Origin of the sequence: Limnomicrobium aquaticum (assembly GCF_040545545.1) — a bacterium.
GTDB classification, from domain to species: domain Bacteria; phylum Pseudomonadota; class Alphaproteobacteria; order Rhizobiales; family Rhizobiaceae; genus Ensifer_A; species Ensifer_A aquaticum.
In genome coordinates this window covers 485151-504761 of the sequence record NZ_JBEPMB010000002.1, presented here as the reverse complement: position 1 = coordinate 504761, position 19611 = coordinate 485151, and the positions used below count along the sequence as shown (strand labels likewise).

At 60.8% G+C, this 19611-nt stretch carries 21 protein-coding genes; 5 read left to right on the top strand and 16 right to left on the bottom strand.

Annotation, left to right across the window (positions count from 1 at the left end):
* Nucleotides 1-16 precede the first annotated feature (16 nt).
* Both flhB and ABID16_RS11120 read left to right on the top strand, forming a co-directional pair.
* Nucleotides 17-1105, top strand: coding sequence for a flagellar biosynthesis protein FlhB (gene flhB / locus ABID16_RS11125; protein WP_354556394.1), 1089 nt, complete (start codon nucleotides 17-19; stop codon nucleotides 1103-1105).
* The gene (locus ABID16_RS11120) at nucleotides 1105-1545 is read left to right on the top strand and encodes a BspJ family T4SS effector nucleomodulin (protein ID WP_354556393.1); all 441 of its coding nucleotides are present in this window, start codon (nucleotides 1105-1107) and stop codon (nucleotides 1543-1545) included. Before flhB ends, ABID16_RS11120 begins: the two co-directional genes overlap by 1 nt.
* Nucleotides 1546-1564: 19 nt before the next feature.
* Here ABID16_RS11120 and visR read toward each other — a convergent pair whose 3' ends face one another.
* From visR to ABID16_RS11050, 14 genes are all read right to left on the bottom strand, one after another.
* Nucleotides 1565-2299: a transcriptional regulator VisR gene (visR, locus tag ABID16_RS11115; protein WP_354556392.1), complete on the bottom strand. Its 735-nt coding sequence runs from the start codon at nucleotides 2297-2299 to the stop codon at nucleotides 1565-1567.
* Nucleotides 2300-2346: 47 nt separating this feature from the next.
* Nucleotides 2347-3081 (bottom strand): transcriptional regulator VisN, encoded by a 735-nt coding sequence (gene visN, locus ABID16_RS11110; RefSeq protein WP_435532404.1) that lies wholly within the window; start codon nucleotides 3079-3081, stop codon nucleotides 2347-2349.
* 201 nt (nucleotides 3082-3282) lie between these two features.
* Nucleotides 3283-5004: a flagellar basal-body MS-ring/collar protein FliF gene (gene fliF / locus ABID16_RS11105; RefSeq protein WP_354556390.1), complete on the bottom strand. Its 1722-nt coding sequence runs from the start codon at nucleotides 5002-5004 to the stop codon at nucleotides 3283-3285.
* Nucleotides 5005-5185: 181 nt separating this feature from the next.
* On the bottom strand, nucleotides 5186-5578 hold the full coding sequence (cheT, locus tag ABID16_RS11100) for a chemotaxis protein CheT (RefSeq protein ID WP_435532403.1): 393 nt from the start codon (nucleotides 5576-5578) through the stop codon (nucleotides 5186-5188).
* Nucleotides 5579-5598: 20 nt separating this feature from the next.
* Nucleotides 5599-6159, bottom strand: coding sequence for a chemoreceptor glutamine deamidase CheD (cheD, locus tag ABID16_RS11095; protein ID WP_354556388.1), 561 nt, complete (start codon nucleotides 6157-6159; stop codon nucleotides 5599-5601).
* Nucleotides 6156-6545 carry a response regulator gene (locus tag ABID16_RS11090; protein WP_109855767.1) on the bottom strand — a complete coding sequence of 130 codons (390 nt, stop codon included), beginning with the start codon at nucleotides 6543-6545 and terminating at the stop codon, nucleotides 6156-6158. Before ABID16_RS11090 ends, cheD begins: the two co-directional genes overlap by 4 nt.
* Nucleotides 6545-7603 carry a protein-glutamate O-methylesterase CheB gene (cheB, locus tag ABID16_RS11085; RefSeq protein ID WP_354556387.1) on the bottom strand — a complete coding sequence of 353 codons (1059 nt, stop codon included), beginning with the start codon at nucleotides 7601-7603 and terminating at the stop codon, nucleotides 6545-6547. The genes ABID16_RS11090 and cheB overlap by 1 nt, the downstream gene beginning before the upstream one ends.
* Entirely contained in the window at nucleotides 7600-8508 is a 909-nt protein-coding gene (locus ABID16_RS11080) for a protein-glutamate O-methyltransferase (protein WP_354556386.1), read from the bottom strand. The genes cheB and ABID16_RS11080 overlap by 4 nt, the downstream gene beginning before the upstream one ends.
* A complete protein-coding gene (locus ABID16_RS11075; RefSeq protein ID WP_354556385.1) occupies nucleotides 8505-8972 on the bottom strand; it encodes a chemotaxis protein CheW in 468 nt (155 codons plus the stop codon). Before ABID16_RS11075 ends, ABID16_RS11080 begins: the two co-directional genes overlap by 4 nt.
* A gap of 29 nt (nucleotides 8973-9001) precedes the next feature.
* Complete coding sequence (locus ABID16_RS11070; RefSeq protein ID WP_354556384.1) at nucleotides 9002-11311, bottom strand: chemotaxis protein CheA; 2310 nt, start codon at nucleotides 11309-11311, stop codon at nucleotides 9002-9004.
* A 21-nt stretch (nucleotides 11312-11332) separates the two neighbouring features.
* Nucleotides 11333-11698 (bottom strand): chemotaxis response regulator CheY1, encoded by a 366-nt coding sequence (gene cheY1, locus ABID16_RS11065; protein ID WP_354556383.1) that lies wholly within the window; start codon nucleotides 11696-11698, stop codon nucleotides 11333-11335.
* A gap of 13 nt (nucleotides 11699-11711) precedes the next feature.
* The gene (locus ABID16_RS11060) at nucleotides 11712-11999 is read right to left on the bottom strand and encodes an STAS domain-containing protein (protein WP_354556382.1); all 288 of its coding nucleotides are present in this window, start codon (nucleotides 11997-11999) and stop codon (nucleotides 11712-11714) included.
* A gap of 72 nt (nucleotides 12000-12071) precedes the next feature.
* Nucleotides 12072-13685, bottom strand: coding sequence for a methyl-accepting chemotaxis protein (locus ABID16_RS11055; RefSeq protein ID WP_354556381.1), 1614 nt, complete (start codon nucleotides 13683-13685; stop codon nucleotides 12072-12074).
* 418 nt (nucleotides 13686-14103) lie between these two features.
* Nucleotides 14104-14799, bottom strand: coding sequence for a FecR domain-containing protein (locus ABID16_RS11050; protein WP_354556380.1), 696 nt, complete (start codon nucleotides 14797-14799; stop codon nucleotides 14104-14106).
* Between the two features lie 205 nt (nucleotides 14800-15004).
* Here ABID16_RS11050 and spdA point away from each other — a divergent pair, with 205 nt between their 5' ends.
* On the top strand, nucleotides 15005-15817 hold the full coding sequence (spdA, locus tag ABID16_RS11045; protein ID WP_354556379.1) for a 2', 3'cyclic nucleotide phosphodiesterase SpdA: 813 nt from the start codon (nucleotides 15005-15007) through the stop codon (nucleotides 15815-15817).
* 88 nt (nucleotides 15818-15905) lie between these two features.
* Nucleotides 15906-16616: a sulfate transporter family protein gene (locus ABID16_RS11040; RefSeq protein ID WP_354556378.1), complete on the top strand. Its 711-nt coding sequence runs from the start codon at nucleotides 15906-15908 to the stop codon at nucleotides 16614-16616.
* Here the strand turns inward: ABID16_RS11040 and nth are convergent.
* On the bottom strand, nucleotides 16609-17394 hold the full coding sequence (nth, locus tag ABID16_RS11035; protein ID WP_354556377.1) for an endonuclease III: 786 nt from the start codon (nucleotides 17392-17394) through the stop codon (nucleotides 16609-16611). The two genes, ABID16_RS11040 and nth, sit on opposite strands and share 8 nt — an antisense overlap.
* Between nth and ABID16_RS11030 the strand changes: the two genes are divergently transcribed.
* Entirely contained in the window at nucleotides 17393-17905 is a 513-nt protein-coding gene (locus tag ABID16_RS11030) for a DUF2244 domain-containing protein (RefSeq protein WP_354556376.1), read from the top strand. The two genes, nth and ABID16_RS11030, sit on opposite strands and share 2 nt — an antisense overlap.
* On the opposite strand, the gene ABID16_RS11025 is transcribed toward ABID16_RS11030, so the two are convergent.
* Entirely contained in the window at nucleotides 17868-19601 is a 1734-nt protein-coding gene (locus ABID16_RS11025; protein WP_354556375.1) for a saccharopine dehydrogenase family protein, read from the bottom strand. The genes ABID16_RS11030 and ABID16_RS11025 overlap by 38 nt on opposite strands.
* Between the last annotated feature and the right edge of the window lie 10 nt (nucleotides 19602-19611).

The following is a 19611-nucleotide window of genomic DNA, read 5'->3' as shown; positions in this document are numbered from 1 at the left end:
GCTTGAGGGCTGATCCATGGCTGATGATGACGACAAGGACAGCAAAACAGAAGACCCGACAGAGAAGCGAAAACAGGACGCGCTGGAAGAGGGAAATGTCCCATTTTCGCGAGAGATGACGGCGCTTGCCTCCACAGTCGCCATCTATGTCTTCGTGGTCTTCTTCGTCGCCGACGGTTCGCTCAATGTCGCGGGCAGCCTGAAGGACATTTTCGAGCAGGCCGACCAGTGGCGGTTTGAATCCAGACCCGACGTGATCTCGCTGTTTTACAGGCTGGCCTGGAATGCGGGTGCCGTAGTCGTTCCGGCCCTTGTGCTGATCATGGGCTTCGGCGTGGCGTCCTCGGTCCTTCAGAACATGCCGAGCCCTGTGCTCGAGCGCATCGCGCCGAAATTCTCCCGGATATCCATCACCGCCGGCATCGGGCGCATGTTCAGCCTGCAGACGCTGGTGGAATTCGGCAAGTCGCTGATCAAGGTGATTGCGGTTTCGATTGTCGTCATTTTTGCGCTGAAGGATGAGTTCTTCGGCTCCCTGTCGCTGATGTTTTCCGATCCGTCCGTTCTCTTCACGCGGATGATGGCCGACATGCGGACCATTCTCATCGTCATCCTGTTCGCGACCGTCATCGTTGGCCTGGGCGACTTTTTCTGGACCCGCAAGACCTGGTTCGACAATCTGAAGATGACGAAGCAGGAGGTGAAGGAAGAGTTCAAGCAGGCGCAGGGCGACCCGGTAATGAAGGCCAAGCAGCGCTCCTTTGCCCGTACCCTGCTTCGCCGCCGCATGATGGCGAATGTGCCGCGGGCCACGCTGGTCGTCGCCAATCCGACCCATTACGCGGTGGCGCTGCGCTATGTGCGCGAAGAAAACGAGGCGCCGATCGTTGTCGCCAAGGGGCAGGACCTGATCGCGCTGCGCATCCGCGAAATGGCGGAGCAAAACAACATTCCGGTTTTTGAAGATCCGCCTCTGGCGCGCTCAATGTTTGCGCAAGTCTCGGTGGATAGTGTCATTCCACCGGTGTTTTACAAGGCAGTGGCCGAACTCATTCACCGCGTCTACTCGAAGCAGAACAAGTCCAGACAAAACAAGCGTGGCTAATGAGAAAGAACCCCTTTTCTGAACAGCGCGAGCAAATTCTGGCCGAGGCAATCCGCCCGGTAGCCTCGGAACTGCGCCTGGTGGATGCAGCAGATCTGATTTCGTTGCTGAAATTCGAGCATTACGGCAGCCTTGCCGATCTCGTCTCATCGGCGGCCGAGCTCTATTTCCACCCCGGAACCGTCGCGCTTGGTGTCGGCGGAAATTACCGCCTGGAATGGGACAGCGAGCCGGAAGTCGAACTCGATCTCGAGATCAAGCCGCAAGGCGTCACCATCTATGCGAAGCTGGCGCTCAGCAAGAACCACGCCGGGGTCGAAATCAGCCATATCGACTTCAAGAATCCGGCGCCCAACCCGGAAGACAACACCCTTTTCCTGCGGAAAGCTCTGGCGAATTCGCGCTACTATACGGGCCAGCGCGCCGCCATGGCCGGGTGAAAAACAAAATCTCGAAACGTCAGTTGATATAGCCGAGCCGGATCGCCTTCGCGATGGCCTGAATACGGTTGACCGAATCGAGCTTGGTTGTCGCCGTGCCGAGATAGGCGTTCACCGTGTGGACCGAAAGCCCGAGCTTTTCGGCGATTTCCTCGCTTGTGTGACCGTCTCCGGCCATCTGCAGACAGGAAATTTCCCGCTCTGACAGCATCTCGGCCGGTTGGCCCCGGCGTTCTTCATATTGCAGCTGCCGCGCCAGTGCCCCCGTGACCTGCATGTGGGTCTCCAGGATCGACTCGCTCGTCAGGTCGAGATAGGTCGAAGTGAAGACGGCGATCCCGTTGCCGGATGCGCCTAAACGGACCGGAAACGCAATGCCGGCAAAGGGCAATGTACGACCGCGCAAGCGGGTGACGAACGTATCGAAATCAACGGTTTCGCAAGTCGAGCTCTCGTCCCGGCCGTTCCACAGCAGCGGCAGGATGGAAACTTCGAGATGCTCGACCATGGCGTCACCATAAAGTTCTAGCACCGCCTGGGCCCCGTTTGCGCCGGTGGGATAATTGTCCGCCAGCAGCTTGATGGATCGCTTTGAGGAGATCCCCGAGCCGGAAACCCGGAAAACCGCGAAATTGCGTGCATTCAATTGCCGCTGCAGGGCCACCATCTGCTGAATCAGGTCGGCGCCCTTGCGGCTGCGAAGCTTCTGTGCGCCCAACGTGTCCGGATCGAACCGTTCATGAAGCTGCTGCATCGGGTGTCCTCGGTTGGTCCAGCGGGAGTGTGCGCCTCAAGGCGGCCCTACACAAGGTTGTTCCGAACTGCATAGGCTATTGCCTCGGACCGGTTCTTGGTGGCTGTCTTGCGCATGACGCTCGTGATGTAATTGTTGATCGTGTTTTTCGAAATGCCGAGGATCATGGCGATCTCGTCGCTCGTCTTGCCCTCGGCGATCCAGTAAATGCATTCCAGCTCGCGTTCCGTCAGGTCCATGTCACGGTCCATCTGAACCTTGCGCGCCGTTCGCATGCTCAAGATATAGCCAGCCAGCAGCCCCGCTTCCATCACCCGCTGGCTGGAATGGGCCGTATTGTCCGGCATCAGGAACAGCAAGATATAGCGCGAGCGACCAGCATTAAAGAGCAGCGAACAATATTGGCGGCTGACGCCTTCCGGCAGAACCGCATCATTGGGAAAGAAGGCGAAAGCCGGTTGAAGCGAAGCAAGGCACTTTTCGAACTCGTTGGAGCGGTGGTAGCTCGCATGCAACTCTTCGTCGATCTGGCGCACCAGGTCGAAAGGCCAGTTGGATGTCAGAACGTTGTCCAGACGCTGATCACTGACCATGTCGTAGCGGGCAACCAGATAGGCGTAAGCGCCACAATAATCAGTCAGGAGACCGAAGGGCGTCGAGAGCCTTGCATCATCCGTGGCCCGGGCAAGCCGCGTCACAAGGAATTCCCGGCTCATCATGCGCCGGGCTCCTTCTGATCGATCAGCCGACTGACCGACAGGAGTGACATCCCTGTAACTCATTACATCCCCAGTGCCCAGAAGAGGCAGCGTATCCAGAAAGCCGGGCACACCCTTGTAACCCGGTCATCTCGAATCAACCGAGTGTATCGTCAGCGCCCGCGGCGTGACACACCGAAATTCTACGGTACGGGAACTTTCACCAGTAAGTTGGCTGTCAGGCTGCGGAAAGCCCACGCGTGTCGCAAAAAGGAAACAGGGCGCTCATGCCGCCCTGTCCACTGCCCACTTCCTGAGAATCTTGGCCGCGCGCTCTTCGCTGATCTCGACCATGCGGGCGAGACGCCGTTCCGGCCCTTCCTTGACGCGGCGGTTGAAGCCGCCCTCGGGGTCGTCGCCCGCGGTGAGGAGATCCTCCGTGCTGTCGAAGCCGAAGTCGGAGCCGAAGCCCTCCATGAGCGTGGCGCCGGGACCATCGACACCAGACGGTGCGAAATCCGGCAGTTCAAGACCAAGCGAATCCGTCTGGCCTTCGATGACCCCGCCCGGTGCCCCGGCAGCGCCCGCGACGACGAGCCCGGTACCCATGGACTTGGCCAGCGGGCGGAAGCCGAGCCAGACAATCAGGAAGGCGACGATAATGAAGGCAAGCGAGTTGATGATGCCGGCAAGGTTGCGCGTCAGGATTTCCATGATGCCGGGGCCAGAGGCGGCCGCGTCGGCGATCAGCTGGTTCTCGAGGAAGTCCATGACCGTGACGTTGATTTCGTCGCCCCGCTTGGGATCGATGCCGGCAGCAGCGGTGACAACCTTCTGCATCTCGGCCACATAGGCGTCGATCTTGGCCTGATCGACTGGCTCTCCGACGAGCTTGGCGACGCGGGCCTTGTTGACGACCACGGCAACGGACAGCTTGTCGACGGAGTAGCTGTTGCGAACGGTTGCGACCGTCTTGCTGTTGATCTCGTAGTTGGTCGTCTCTTCCTTCTTTTCCTGCTCGTCATTCTGCGAAGGACCGCCCTTGTTGGCGCCTGCGGCCGTGCCTTGCGGGATGTTCTGCTGAACCGTCGTCGCGTTGTTGCTTTCGGTCTGCTGGGACTTCTGGCTGTCCTTAGTTGTGCGAACGGAACGCTCGACCTTGGAGTCCGGGTCGAAGGTGGTTTCCTGGGTCTGCTGGGCGTCGGTGTTGAGCTTCGCCACCACGCTGGCGCGGAAGTTGTCGATGCCGAGGAAGGGCGAGAGCGCCTTGTCGATATTGGTTTCGATCTGCGACTGGACCTGGAGTTCGGTGTTGAGCGACCGGTTGGCGGCAGTGTTCGAATAGTCATCGCCGGAGGCAAGCAGCTGGCCGGTGGAATCGAGGATTGTCACGTCGTCGGGGCTCAGACCCGGAACGGAGGAGGCCACGAGATGGCGGATCGACTGGGCAGCCTTGCGGCCCGCCTGCGCGCCAGCGCGAACCATGACAGAGGCCGTCGGCTTTTGCGTTGCCTCGCGGAACGAGCCCTGATCGGCGAGAACAATATGGACGCGGGCGGCGGAAATGCCCTGGATCTGCTGGATCGTGCGGGCGATTTCGCCTTCGAGCGCGCGAACCTTGGTGATCTGCTGCATGAAGGAGGTGAGGCCCAGCGAGCCGACCTTGTCGAAGAGTTCGTAGCCTGCATTGGCACTGTTGGGCAAACCCTGCTCAGCCAGCAGCAGACGAGCCTGCGCGGTCTGTCCGACCTTGACCTTGATGCTCGTGCCGTCCGTTCCCTGTTCGAAGGCGATGCCGGCGCCGGCGAGTGCGAGACTGATATGGGTCACGTCGCTGGAGTCGAGGCCGACGTAGAGCGTCTCCATCGACGGCTTGTTGAGGTAATAGGTCGCGCCAAGGATGAGTGCGATTGTGAGAACGCCGACACCGGCGAGCGCTGCAAGCCTGCCAGGGCCCAGCCCCGCAAGGTTCTTGCCGATCGCCAAAAGCTGATTCAACAGATTCATTCTGTTCCGCACCGTCATCATGGACTACCGGCGGAAAATATTCGGCCCGCGGAGCGGACTTGAGTTTCCCTGCAAGGGCGCGAAAAAGGATTCGCACCGCAGCATTCTGCCGTGGTTCAAGATTAGGAATCGAAACTTGCGCGAACTTGTCGGGTGGCCGAGGGCATCCCCAAGACTAGGGTCAGAAGAATTCGAAGTCGCCGGATGCCTTGTTGATCGGCTGGGAATGACCGTGGCGCGCGGTTGCGTGGCTGAGCGCCTTCTGCATGTCTGCCAGCTTGACGAGACTGAGCGCAACCGTCGTATCGACAAGCCAGTTTTCGGGGATTCCAGACGTGATCGTGTCGATGAATTCGGCCAGACCACGGGTTTTCTGCACGGCAAGATCGATGCCCTGAAGAACCTTGATCCGGTCGGCCTCATTCAGCACGCCCGGATGTTCGGTGTTCGAAATCGTCGGCTCGATGCGTTCGATCAGATAGGCGACATCATGGAGTTCCGATACGATCCGCATCAGAACCTCCGGAAGGGCTTCGTCCACTTGCATCTGAGACATTTCCTTATCGAGACGCATCCGCCCCCCCAACATTAAACTTAGAAGAATTCGACCGATGTATCGACTGCCGGCTTCGGCGCCGGTGCAACCGGGCGAATTTCCATGGCTACGGTGCGCTGTGTTTCGACCCCCGTCAGCGCGTGCTGGCGCGCCCTGCCCGATACCGGCCAGAACTCCAGCTTGCGTCCGTGTTCGCCGCCCGTCGACGAACCGACAACACTGATACCTTCATCCCGGAGGAAGCGCGCCGCGAATTCGGCGTTCTGCGCCCCCACGTTGGAGAAGCTTGCGATGGTTTTTGCCCCGCCAAAAATCTTCGCTTCCATGCGATCCTTGCGTGCACCCTGCTTCAACAGCCCGTTGATCAGAAGCTCCATGAGGTGCACGCCATAGCGTGTGGCGTCGCCGCCTGCCGCCAGCGCTTCCGTGCTGCCCGGCAGAAGAAAATGATTCATACCCCCGACGCCCGCGGAAGGGTCGCGAATGCAGGCGGCCACACACGACCCGAGGATCGTCGTGATGACGACGTTCGGGTCATTGGAGACCTTGAATTCACCCTGGATGATGTTGATCCGGCGCGGCGGGAGCTCAAGATTCATTTCAGCGATCCAAATACGGCCTCAATGGCGGCCTTCATCTTTTCAATGGTGAACGGTTTGGCGAGGACGTTGTTCGCGCCAAGCTGCGCCGCCTTCTGCACGAGAGCGCGGTCGCCCTGTGCGGTCAGCATGATGAACGCCGCCTTCTTTGTTGCCGGATTGGTCCGCACGGCCTGGAGGAAGCCGAGGCCATCCATTTTCGGCATGTTGAAGTCGGAGATCACCAGGTGATGCGGAGCCGTGGACATGATCTTGTAGCCCTGCTCACCATCACCGGCGACAGTAATTTGCTTGAAGCCAAGCTGTGTGAGCGCATCGCTCAGCAGCAGACGGCTCGTCACCTGATCATCAACGATCAATACTTTGATCTTCTCAGCTATAGACATTATTCGCTTCCTTCTTTCCGGGCTGCTGTCATTTTCAGGATTTCTTCGCCGATATGCCCGAGCGGCAGTTGACGTTCGACCGCCCCTAATTCGTGGGCAACTCTTGGCATTCCGTAAACGACGCAGGATTTTTCGTCCTGGCCGATCGTTCTTGCCCCGGCATAGCGCATTTTGAGCAGGCCGGCCGCACCGTCGCGACCCATGCCCGTCAAAATCACACCTACGGCATTGCGCCCGGCCAGCTCGGCCACGGAGTCGAACAGGACATCGACGGAGGGACGATGACCATTGACGGGCGCTGTTTCCAGCAGCCGGCAAGCCGGCGCGCTGGCATTGACGACCTGCAGATGCCGCTCTCCGCCGGGTGCAAGATAGATCTTGCCGATCTCGAGGCGGGCGCCGTCACGGGCCTCCTCGACAACGGGGGCGCAGAGACGGTTCAGCCGGTCGGCAAAACTCTTGGTAAAAGTTGGCGGCATATGCTGCGTGATGACCGTCGGCGGGCAATTCACGGGGAAGCCCTGCAGAACGTTGATCAGCGCTTCGACGCCACCCGTGGACGAGCCGATCGCCACGATCTTGCGGCCGACGCGATAGGCATTTTCGCTGTTGATATTGGCGGGCTGCTGGCGCGCCTGGGCAGCAACCGGCCCGCCATGGCGAAATTTCGAACGCGCGGCAGCCTTCACCTTTTCAGCGAGGTCGTGGAACGGGCGCGGCTCGCCCGGCGCGGGCTTTCCAATACAGTCGAAGGCACCGATTTCGAGAGCAGCCAACGTCGCATCCGCGCCGCGATGGGTCAGCGACGAGACCATGATGACCGGCATGGGCCGCAGCGTCATGATCTTTTCGAGGAAATCGAGCCCGTTCATGTTGGGCATTTCGATATCCAGCGTCACGACATCCGGATTGAGCCGCTTGATCGCTTCGCGCGCTTCCATGGCATCGCCAGCCTGGCCGACGACATCGACATCGGGATCGGAACTCAGGATGGCCGAGATCAGCCCGCGCATGGTGGGGGAGTCGTCGACGACGAGGACGCGTGCGGGGGCGCTCATGCGGACCTCCTTGGCGCCGTGCCATGCAGCTTGTAGGTCGTGATTCCGATGTTGTCGAAGCGGTTCTTCGCGTCGCCGGTCACGCGCTCCGAATGGCCGATATAGAGATGACCGCCGGGCGGAAGCTGCTCCGCAAAGCGCGACCAGATGCGCATCTGGGTCGGCTCGTCGAAGTAGATCACGACATTGCGGCAGAAGATGACGTCGAACTTGCCCTTGAACGGCCATTCGGTCATCAGGTTCAGTTCGTTGAAGGTGATGAGCCGCTTGACGCGATCATCGATCTTCCATTTCTGGCGGGCGCCACTTTCGACCTGCTTGAACCATTGACGACGCATGTCGGCGCTCACGGTTTCCAGCGCATTCTGGTCGTAGGCGCCTTCGCGGGCGATCGCCAGGATCTTGGGGTCGATGTCGGTTGCGAGGATCTTGATGTCATAGTCCGCCGCGTTCGGCATCATCGACAGGATCGTCAGCGCAATCGAATAGGGCTCCTGGCCGTCCGAGCAGGCGGCCGACCAGATGCGCACGCGTCCACCAGACTTGGCGCGGGCGAAGAGATCGGGGAGCACCTCGTCGCGCAGGTGTTCGAAATGATGGTTTTCGCGGAAGAAGCGCGTGAAATTCGTCGTCAGATACGAGAGCATCTCGCGCCGTTCACCAGCGCCTTCCGGCGAGGCGACGAGATTGCAATATTCCCGGAAGCTGCGCAGGCCGAGCTTGCGGATATGTTTCGACAGCCGCGAATAGACAAGCGAGGCCTTTGTCTCGTTCAGGAAAATGCCGGCGTCGGCGTAGATCATCGCCGCAATATCGGCGAGATCCCGCCGTGTCAGCGGAAACTCACCGTTGGCGAGGAACTCGTCGCCCGGCAGTTTCGGATCTATCGCAAGGGGACTCGTCATGCAGCTTCACTTTCGTTGCCCTGAACAAGCCCATCGAGCTCGAGCAGGCATATCATGCGGCCTTCAACGGCTATGATCCCGCGTGCGAAGGCACGCACGAATTCCGCGGAGACCTCGGGTATCGGCTGTATTTTATCCTCGGAGACACCGAGGATGTCGGAGACGGCATCGACCAGCAAACCCACGACCTTGTCTCTGATCTGCACGACGATGATGACATGGCGGGGATTGGGTTCCGCCGGCTTCATGCCGAGGCGAAGCGAGAGATCGACAATCGGCAGCACAGCGCCCCGAAGGTTGATCACCCCCATCATGTAGTGCGGCGAATGCGGCATGGGCGTTGCTTTCGTCCAGCCGCGGATTTCGCGCACGATCATGATGTCCACGCAAAATTCCTGATCGCCAATGCGGAAAGCGATCAGCTCCCGGGCACCCTTGGTCAGATTTTTTGCAGCAATCGTCATGTCAGAAACCGTCTCTCACATACTCGAACTCAACTCGCGGCCGCCAAGGCGCCGTCACCGCCCAGCGCCTGTCCGCGCGAGGCTGCGACCACCGCATCCACATCCAGGATGAGCGCCACGCGGCCATCGCCCAGGATGGTTGCGGCAGCGATGCCCGGAACATGGGTGTAGTTGGCTTCAAGGCTCTTGATGACAACCTGACGCTGACCCTGGATCGCATCGACCATGAGCGCGCGCTGGCCGCCGCTTTCCGATTCCACCAGAAGCGCAACGCCGTCGGTCGGGTTTGCCTGTGCCGAGCGGAAGTTGAGGATACGGCCGACATCGACGAGCGGGCAGAAGCTGTCACGGATCGAGATAAGCCGCTGACTTGAACCGAAGGAGTGGATGGCGGAAGCCTCCGGCTGCAGCGTCTCGACGATGGCGGTCAGCGGAACCACCAGGGTCTGGCCGGCGACCGTGACTACCATGCCGTCGAGGACGGCGAGCGTCAGCGGCAGGCTCATGGTGAAGGTCGAACCCTGACCGGGGCGCGAGGAGATGTTGATGCGGCCGCCGAGCGCCTGGATCGAGCGCTTGACCACGTCCATGCCCACGCCGCGACCCGACACGTCGGTGATCTTGTCGGCAGTCGAGAAGCCCGGATGGAAGATCAGGTTGTCGATCTCCTCGTCCGAAAGGTTTGTTTCAGACGTGATGAGATCGTTGTCGATCGCCTTCTGGCGGACCTTCTCGCGGTTGATGCCGGCGCCGTCGTCGGACAGCTCGATGACGATGCGGCCCGAACGATGCTTGGCCGAGAGCTTGACCGTGCCTTCCGGGTTCTTGCCGAGTGCTGCGCGCTTTTCCGGCATTTCCAGACCGTGGTCGACGGCATTGCGGATCATGTGTGTCAAAGGCTCGGCGAGCTTGTCGATGACGGTCTTGTCCACTTCGGTATTTTCGCCCTCGGTGACGAGGCGGACCGACTTGCCGACCATGTCGGCGACTTCGCGGACAATACGCGACATGCGCTGGAAGACTGGCTTCACAGGCTGCGCGCGGATGGCCATCACGCTGTCCTGGATCTCACGGGTGAGCTGCTGCAGCTCTTCGAGACCCGTGTTGATCGTGCCGGCGCCGGAGGTCTCGTTGGCAATCACGCTCTGTGAAAGCATGGCCTGATTGATGACAAGCTCGCCGACGAGGTTGATCAGGCGGTCGACGCGGTCGAGATCGACGCGGATTGTCGGGTTGGCACCGCCCGAGCCAGAAGATTCGGCATTGCCTGCGGCCGGAGCGGCGGCGGCAGCAGCAGGCTTGGCGGCCGCGACATGCGCGACAGGCGCGGCCTGCTGGGTGGCCATGCTGACCACAGATGTGGCGATCTTCGCGGCCTCGATGGCTGCGGCAACCTCTTCATGGTGGTCGTCGACGTGGTCGTGTTCCTCTTCGGCATCGTCCAGAGCGGACAGGTCGAAGGGCACCGGCTGCATCGGCAGCTCTTCCTCGTCGCTGCCTTCGTCCGCGACTTCATGGACCTTGACTTCAAGGTCGCAATCCCATTCGGCGAATTCGAAGACGGAACGGACACCTTCTTCGCCCTTTTCGGTCCGGATGGAGATCTTCCAGAAGAAATAGGCACCTTCCGGGTCCATCTGGTCGAGCGGCGGCAGGGCTTCCATGTCGCAGTAGATGCTCATCTCACCGATGCGCGAGAGATCGCGCAGCAGGAGGGCTGCTTCATTGCCCTTGGAATAAAGCTCGGGACGCGGTTTGAAGACCACATCGCAGACCGGGACTTCCATTGCGGGCGCTTCGGCCTCTTCTCCGCCGAAATCGTCGAAGGAGAAGGGGATCGGCTGGAAGCCGCTTTCGTCGGTCGCAACCGCAGCAGCCGGCTTTGCGGGCGCAGGTGCAGATTTGGGCGCAGGCGGCGCGACGGGCACTGCAACTTCGGCGGTCGGGGCTGGCACCTGACCATTTGCCAAAGCTTCGAGTTCCTTCACGAGAACGCTGGTCCGGGAGGGATCCACCGTTCCGCCGTCGCGGGATGCTGCCGTCAAGTCGGCAAGCACATCGGCCGACTTCAGCATCGTCTTGAGCACTTCCGGCCCGGGATCGAGCTTGTTGGATCGAACGCAATCGAGCGTGGTCTCAAAGACATGCGCGAAGGCCACAAGGTCATCGAGACCAAATGCACCGGCGCCGCCCTTGATCGAGTGAACGGCGCGGAAAACAGCGTTGACTGTTTCCGGATCACGATCGCCGTCATTCATCTTAAGAAGACCAGATTCCAGTTCGGCGAGCTGTTCCTCGCACTCCTGGAAAAAGATCTCTTTGATTTCGTTCATATCCATTGGAGTATCCCGGGTAGGCGGTCAGGCCGTTACGCGCTCAATTGCATCAATCAGCTTGGTCGGGTCGAACGGTTTTACGATCCAGCCGGTGGCACCGGCCTGGCGTGCGCGGTTCTTCTTTTCCGCGTCGCTTTCGGTCGTCAGAACGAGGATCGGGATCGCCCGGAACTTGTCGTTCTTGCGCACACCTTCGATGAAGCCGAAGCCATCGAGGCGCGGCATGTTGATGTCCGTCACGATCACGTCCGGATTGCAGTCTTCAAGGACTTCGAGCCCTTCGATGCCGTCCTCTGCCTGGATCGTTTCAAATCCGGCATTGTTCAGCGTCACGAGAAGCATGTTCCGGATCGTTCTGGAATCATCGACCGTAAGAACTTTCTTTTTCATTTCAAGTACTCTCCTATGCCAGCAGGGGCTCGATATTGATGCCAATCAATTGCATCGTCTTACTGAAAGTGTCAGAGACTTTCGAGAATTTGAAAGTCAGCTTGTCTTCGTCCCAGTTCTTCTTTGCGGCCATGATGACCTGGACGCATTGCGCACCGACGCGCTCCACGCCGGACGCGTCGATCATCAGGTCGCTGCCGCGCAGCGCCATGAGCTTGCCATGCAGCGCCGTAGCCTCGTTGAGGTCGAGGACCGGGGCGAGGTTCAGACTTTTCGCGCCGGCCGGTTTCTTGCTAGCCATTCGGTTGTCCTTCGTTGCGCAACAAAATGTTGGTTGCCTGAGCCCGGAAAACGGGCCTCATCAGGGTGTCGTTCATCGCCCACCTCCCAGACCTGCAAGGTAGGAAGGCTGCGGCAGAAAAGCCCGATCGTCCTCGCGCTCACCCAGATCGATCATTGGGGCGCGTTTCGGCTGAGCACTCGAGCGATGTTCCGGTTCACGCGATGCGACGCGGAACGAGCGGATGGTGTCGCCGAGCTCGAGGATGACGGTGTGCAGATCGTCGGATTTGGCGCGCGAACTCAGCGCAATCTCCGCACCGCGCGAGGCCTCGCGCCGGATTTCGGAAAACGCGGCCATGGACTGATCAAGACCGCGGGCATGAGCGCCGGAATCGCGGGCAATCCCCGTCACCGCAGCGCTGATATCCTGGACCTGGCGCACGATGTCGCCGATCGCCGATTGGGTGCGGCCAACCATCTGAACGCCGGAGTCGACCTGTGACTTGGTTTCGCTGACCAGCGTCTTGATCTGGCGCGCGGCATCGGCCGAGCGTTGGGCAAGAGCACGGACTTCCTGCGCCACGACCGCGAACCCTCTGCCGGAATCCCCGGCACGCGCGGCCTCGATGCCGGCATTCAGTGCCAGGAGGTTGGTCTGAAAGGCGATGTCGTCGATGACACCGATGATTTCGCCGATCTTTTCCGCCGAGGCTTCGATGTCGGCCATGGCTGCGATGGCCTCGCCGACGATCTCGCCGCTGCGTTCCACTGCGGCGCGGGTCTCGCCGACATGGCGTTCGGCAGCCACGGAGCGTTCGGCATTGCGGCTGACGCCATCCGTCAAATCCTTGAGGCCGGTCACGCCGAGGTCGATGCGCTGGGCGCAATCAGCGGCGACTTCGGCGGCCTGCTTCGACAGCGCCGCGATATTGAGCGTCAGTTCGTCGCCCTCGCGGTTCCGCGCATTCGTGGCGTCGATCTCCTCGCGCAGACGGTCCAGCGCTTCGTTGAAGCGCTGCGTCAGGTCGGCGTAGTTTTCCGGAACATCGGCGCTCAGGCGCACCGTCAGGTCCTTGTTGGCGAGTGCCTCGACGGTGTCGGCGAAGAGGGCGACTGTCGACGTCTCGATCTCTTCGCGCTGCTCTTTCAGCGCCTGCTTGTGCCCGAGGCGCAATTCGTTGAAGCGTAGCGAGACGGCGATTTCCAGATCGACCATGACGAGACGGACGATGGACTTGACCAGTGCCTGTGCTTCTGCGGCGCTGGCATGCTTGCGGCCGAACCAGGTTTTCGGCCAGCGGGCGGCCAAAGCGCCGGCAATCAGATGTTCCAGAACGACCGAATGGCCGGCAATGTGCCAGCGTGGGTCGAGCCCCATGCGGCCTTCGGCATCGGAGAGAACCTTGACGCGTTCCGCATAGAGACTGTCGAAGCGGGCGTCGGAAAGGACGGCCCAATGCGACGACATCAGGCTGTGGAGCCGGTCGAGCTGGCGGTCGCTTTCGAATTGTGCGGAAGCCTCGGGCGAAGACTGGTAGCGCTCGAAGAGCGCCTTGAGACCCTTTTCGATCTCGGGGAGGAGATTGTCGCGGTTCTTGCGGAGAAAATCGGTCTGCTCGGCCTCAAGACCGGCAAAGCGCAGGCGCTCGAACAGGCTGCCTGCCTGCTGTCGCTGCGACCGATCGTTTTGAGCCCCGTTTTCCAAATCAAATCCCACTGAACACCAGGCTAGGCGATGGACGCTCGCAGTCCTTGCAAGACCTGTCCCGCCCACCAACCGATCGCGTCTTGAAGTGCCACGCGGCCTGCTGTCTGCGGGGCAAATTGCCCATCAACCCCAATCACATGCCGGACCAACCCCCGGCGCAGCGGAAAAGCATCATGCCCTGGAATTCCCATCCGCCTCGTCCTTCCAAGGCAGCGCTCCCGCATACCCCAAGAAATTCCAGGCTATCAGCCGCCGAGTTTTTCCTCGTTCGACCCAAACAGTTGTCCCACTCCGGCCCGTCTTAATCTTTATGGTTAATTCCTTGCCTGAAGGTTAATTTGCCCCCCCGGACTCTGAAATTGGCTGCCGGATGCAGTCCGTCTCGCTAGAACTAGTAGAGGGAAATTAACGGAGGTTAACGCAGGCCGACGCTGGCATAGGCGTCCTTGACCCTTGCCTGGGCCCAGCGCGAGGGCAAGGTCGGGACCGCCAGACGAGCCATGGCGGCAGCATCCCTGGCGTTGTCCCCCAGCGAACGGAAGCCGTCTTTTGCCGGCGGGATATCGAGGCCTTCGCCGGCTGTCACACGCCGTGAGACACCTGCGTTCGAGACATCGACGCGACCGTGTTCGACATAAACCGAGAATATACCCTTGAGCGGTCCGGCGAAGAACTTCGTTCCGCGCACGCCGATCATGCCGAATGTCGTCTTCACGCTGAGATCGATCTTGGGCAGCCCTTCCGGCCGGTCGAACAGCATCTGGCCGGACATGAGCTGCAATTCGCCGCCCTGGCCTGCCAGATAGCGGTCGATGAGGAGCTGGGTTTCGGGGCCCAGAAGGATATCGGTGTCGGCGCCGAGCTTCAGCCGCGCGAAGCTCTCCCGGCCCGTGGCAAGGAGATCGCTTTCCATCAGGCTTGCGCCGACTGCGAGCGCTTCGGCGCGCGCCGGGTTGTTGCGGGTGAGTTCGCCATCGATCGAGAGGACCTTGCCAAGTGCCACGTCGCCTGCGGCCGGACCGACCACGCCGATCACCACGCCGCCGGCAATCCCGCCGACGAAGGCGCGTCGCGACAGGCTTCCTCTCTCCGCCTGAAATTCAACCGGCATGGTGATCTTCCCTTCATCTCCCCGGCTCCCAGAATAGAGAAGCCGGCTGTTGCTGCAAGTCTGGCAGGGTCACATCCTCACTGCTGTTTCTCTGGTAACAGAAGACCCTTGCACGGCTTGACGAAGCGGCCGATGACGGCGACAGTCGGGACCGATCCCCGCAGGCTGGCGCCCCCAGCCGCAAAATCGCGAACGAGTGCATTTCATGACCAAACTGATTGTCTTTACCGACCTCCACATGGTGCCGGAGGGCAATACCATTATCGGGCTCGACCCCTTCAAGCGGCTGGAAACCGGCATCGAACACGTCAATACCTATCATCCGGACGCCGATGGCGTGATCGTGACCGGCGACCTCGTGCACCATGGAGACGTCGTCTCCTACCAGCGCCTGAAGGCGCTTCTAGACCGCCTGACGCCACCGCTTTACCTCGCCGTCGGCAATCACGACAGCCGCGAGAATTTCCTGTCCGTCTTCACCGAAACCGTCACGGATGAGAACGGCTTCGTGCAGCGCGCGCTCGACTTCGCCGATTGCCGTGCGCTGATCCTCGATTCCCTCTTCGCCCCGCCCTACGACTATCCAATGACGCATGCGGGTTTTCTCTGCGCCAAGCGCATGCGCTGGCTGGAGACCGAGCTGAAGTCGGCCAAGGACGCAGGCAAGCCGGTGCTGATCTTCCTGCATCATCCGCCGCACAAGACCGGCTTCACCGGCATGGATCTCATCAAGCTGATCAACGAGAGCGACTTCTACGATCTCGTGGAGACCTATGGCAACGTGCGCCACATCTTCGCCGGCCATGTCCACCGCACCATCAACGGCTCGCATCGCGGGATTCCCTATTCGATCTTCAAGAGCCCGGTGCACCAGCAGCCCATGCCCTTCGACATGCCGGATGCCTCGCTTTCGGTCGATGAACCGGCAGCCTACGGCATCGTCGTGACGACCGAGCACGGCCTGCAGGTGCATAACGAGGACTACGAGATCGCCAAGCGCGATCCGGCGCACGCTTGATTGCGGGTCTTATTGCACCGCAGCACTTGGCGAAGCCGGGTCCGATCCCTACATTTTTCCTGCCGGATTTCTCGGCAGGGAGACAGATATGGTGATGGACGCTGCGAGGCTGGCGCTCGCAAATCTCTTTGCGAAGGAGACGCGCGGCGTGTTCTGGAAGGTGCTGGGGCTGACGCTGCTGGCGCTCGCCGTTTTGTGGATCGTCATCCGCAACATCTTTATCTGGCTGGCTTTGCCGTGGATTGATCAGTTCCTGCCCGGCATTCCGGATTGGGCGGGATGGCTCGGCTTGGTCTTCGGCATTCTCGCCAGTATCGGCCTGGCATTGGGGTTGGCTCTGCTGATCTCACCCATCACGGCCGTGATCGCCGGCTTCTTTCTCGATGACGTCGCCGAGGTGGTCGAGAAACGCGATTATCCCAACGATGCACCCGGCGTTGCCATGCCGCTCGGGGAATCGCTGGTCTCCGCCGTGCGCTTCCTCGGCATCGTGATCGTCGGCAATATTTTCGCTCTCTTCCTGCTTCTGTTGCCGGGCGTAAACCTGATCGCCTTCTTCCTCGTCAACGGCTATCTACTGGGGCGAGAGTTCTTCGAGTTTGCGGCCATGCGCTTCCGATCGCCGCAGGCGGCGCGCGACTTTCGCTCTAAGCACTGGCAGACCGTGCTGCTGGGCGGCTTTGCCATCGCGCTGTTTCTCGCCATCCCGTTCCTCAACCTGTTGACGCCGCTTTTCGCGGCCGGGCTGATGGTGCATCTGCACAAGATGCTTTCGGCGCGGGATCCGGATTTCAGATAGCGGGTTCATCCGAGAACTGTGGCGGGAGTTCCTTCAGTTCCGCCGGCACCGCATTGGTCTTTTCCGCCGACTTGCAGATATCGGCGATCACGCAGGCCTGACATTCGGGCTTGCGGGCCTTGCAGGTGTAGCGCCCATGCAGGATCAGCCAGTGATGGGCGTGGAAGAGATAGTCGTCCGGGATGACCTTGAGCAGGTTTTCCTCAACCTCGTCCGGCGTCTTGCCGGGCGCGAGGCCCAATCGATTGGCGATGCGGAAGACATGGGTGTCGACCGCCATGGTCGGAATGCCGAAAGCCATAGACATGACGACATTGGCCGTCTTGCGGCCGACGCCGGGAAGCGTCACCAGCTCTTCGCGCGTCTTCGGCACCTCGCCGCCGAAATCGTCGATGAGCTTCTGCGACAGCGCAATGACGTTCTTCGCCTTGTTCCGGAATAGCCCGATCGTCTTGATGTAATCGCGGACCTTTTCCTCGCCGAGTTCGAGCATCTTCTGCGGCGTATCGGCCACCGCAAAGAGCGTCCGCGTCGCCTTGTTGACGCCTGCGTCCGTCGCCTGAGCAGAAAGCGCGACGGCAACGACCAGCGTGAACGGGTTCACATGCTCCAGCTCGCCTTTCGGCTCGGGCCGCTGAACGGAAAAGCGGCGGAAGATTTCGCGCAGTTCGTCCTCAGTATAAGCTGTCTTCACCCGCTTGGCGCGACCCTTTGTCCGGCTTGACGTTTGCGAATTTTTCTTTCCGTTTTTCATGCTTCCCCTATAATCACGCGCCATGAGCGATGGCAACGGCACGATGGGTCTCAACGAGCATCTGAGCGAGCGCCCGGTTTACGAAACCGAGCTTGTCCCGCATCGCTCGCTTGGGCGAAAAGGCTTCCGCATTCTCTTCGCCATCACCGGCATCTTGAGCCTCGTGCATGTGATCTTCTTCCTGACGGTGGGCGCCTGGCCGATCATGCTCTTCTTCGGCCTCGATTTCGTCCTGCTCTACGGCGCGTTCTGGCTGAACTACCGCGCTGCGCGGGCCCGCGAACAAATCCGCCTCTCCCGCCTCGACCTGACCATCCGCAAGATCGCGCCGAACGGGCTCGTGCGCGAGGCGCGCTACAATCCGTTCTGGACGAAGCTCAAGATCGCCCGCCACCCGGAAATCGGCATCACCTCGATGCGCGTTGCCGGACAGGGCCGCGAGACGCCGCTCGGCGACTTTCTGTATCCCGAGGCGCGCGAGCAATTGGCCAGCGACCTCACCCGAGCACTGGCGACGGTGAAGCAGCGGATTTAGAGCCGCCCACGACGACCGCAGGATGCGGCTTTTCCTGATGATCAGCCGGCATCAGCGTTCCGCGATAGGCCACGATTGTGCCGATCAGCGGCGCTGAAATTTCGACGTCGAAACAGAAACGGCCTTCGCTCTCCGTTTCAAAGCTCTTACCCGAAGGCAAAAGGAAAGCTGGCAAGGGCAGACCCGCCATGGACCATCGCCGGGGAACGAAATGAAGGCGGTCACCCTCCTTGACCAAGGCGAGCGCCACGGAGATCAAACCGAATCGCTCGATGAGCAGATATTGCTCCTTGCCGGTGCCCAGAGATTGGATGGACGAAAAGCGCCTGCCGCCAAAGCTGCGCGTCCAGTGCTCTATGCCCTTGGTGGCGACAGAGGACACGCTCACCGGAACCCGATCCGTCGCCTCGGGGAAACCGTAGATCGCTGCCAGGGCGCGGGCGAGCAACCCGCTGCCTCGACGCACAGAGGCAACACCCTCCCATGTCTGATCACGGTCTACATCGTGGATTTCCCTGAGGCGAGGCGGCAGCGCATCAAACGCAGATCCGAGCAATTGGCGATAGATTGGCACATCGGGCATCTCGTGTCGGATACCCATAAAGATGGTCCGGGTCTGAAACAGGCGTTCATAATCTTCGAGCTCCAGCGCCCGTGTCGCCGGGCGTGCTCCAACCTCCGGCAGCTTGCCGGCAAGCAGTCGGCGAATGAGCGCTTCGATGGCCATGGATGGGATAAACGGCCCATCGTCACCTTCGGCCAGAAGGTGCCAGCTCATTTGCCTCGGTTGACCTTCTGCCAGGCCTGTGGCGCTGACATACATTCCGCCGCGATGCTCGCCAAAGCGCAAGCGGTTCAGCACCGCATAAAAGAATGGCGACAGCGGTTCGAGCGACGGAAGCGACCATCGCGCGCGGGCCTTCGCCAGAAGATTGAGCATGCGGTGAAGGAATTCCGGAACGGGCCCAGCCCCCATCCAGATGTCCGTCATGGTCGGATGCTCGGGCGGCAGAACCTGCAGATCCGGCACATCGACCAGCGAGAAATGAATGTTGCGAAGCGGCATCCGGCCCGGAACGGCAACCGTGAAACGCCTGCTTTCCGCAAGGCCGATACCATGGCCCGGCTTGCCGTTTCGCCTGAGCTTCACCGGCGCACCGGCATAGCCGACCACCGCGCGCATGACGTTGAGACCTATTCCCGCATAGGGCGACGGCGCAATGCCGCCTTCGACGGTGCGAATGTCCATCGACTGCGCCATATGCCGCAACACCGCAGCCGTCAGCACGGGAAAACTGCTGACACCTGAAAGGACAAAGACGCCAGCTGCTCTCGCCGCATCATCGAACTGGTCGACGCCAAAAACAAAATCGGCCGCATCGGCAAAATCGAGATAGTTCACGCCCGCAGCGATGCAAGCCTCGATGACGCCATATCGATCCTCTCCGTAATCCTGGAACGGCCCCGAGGCATCGACGAGCAGATCGGGAGCATGGGCGCGCAAGACAGCGGCAATGTCGCGGCGATCGGCCGCCAGTGGAGACACCCGCGCCGACCCGCGATAGGCGGCGCAGAAGGCTTCAGCGCGCGGCAGGCTGCGCCCGCAGATCAAGAGTTCAAGCTGCGGCAGATCGGACAACAGCTGGGCCAGCCGCCCGCCAAAAACGCCATAACCACCCAAAATCGCGATCTTCATGATCGAACCG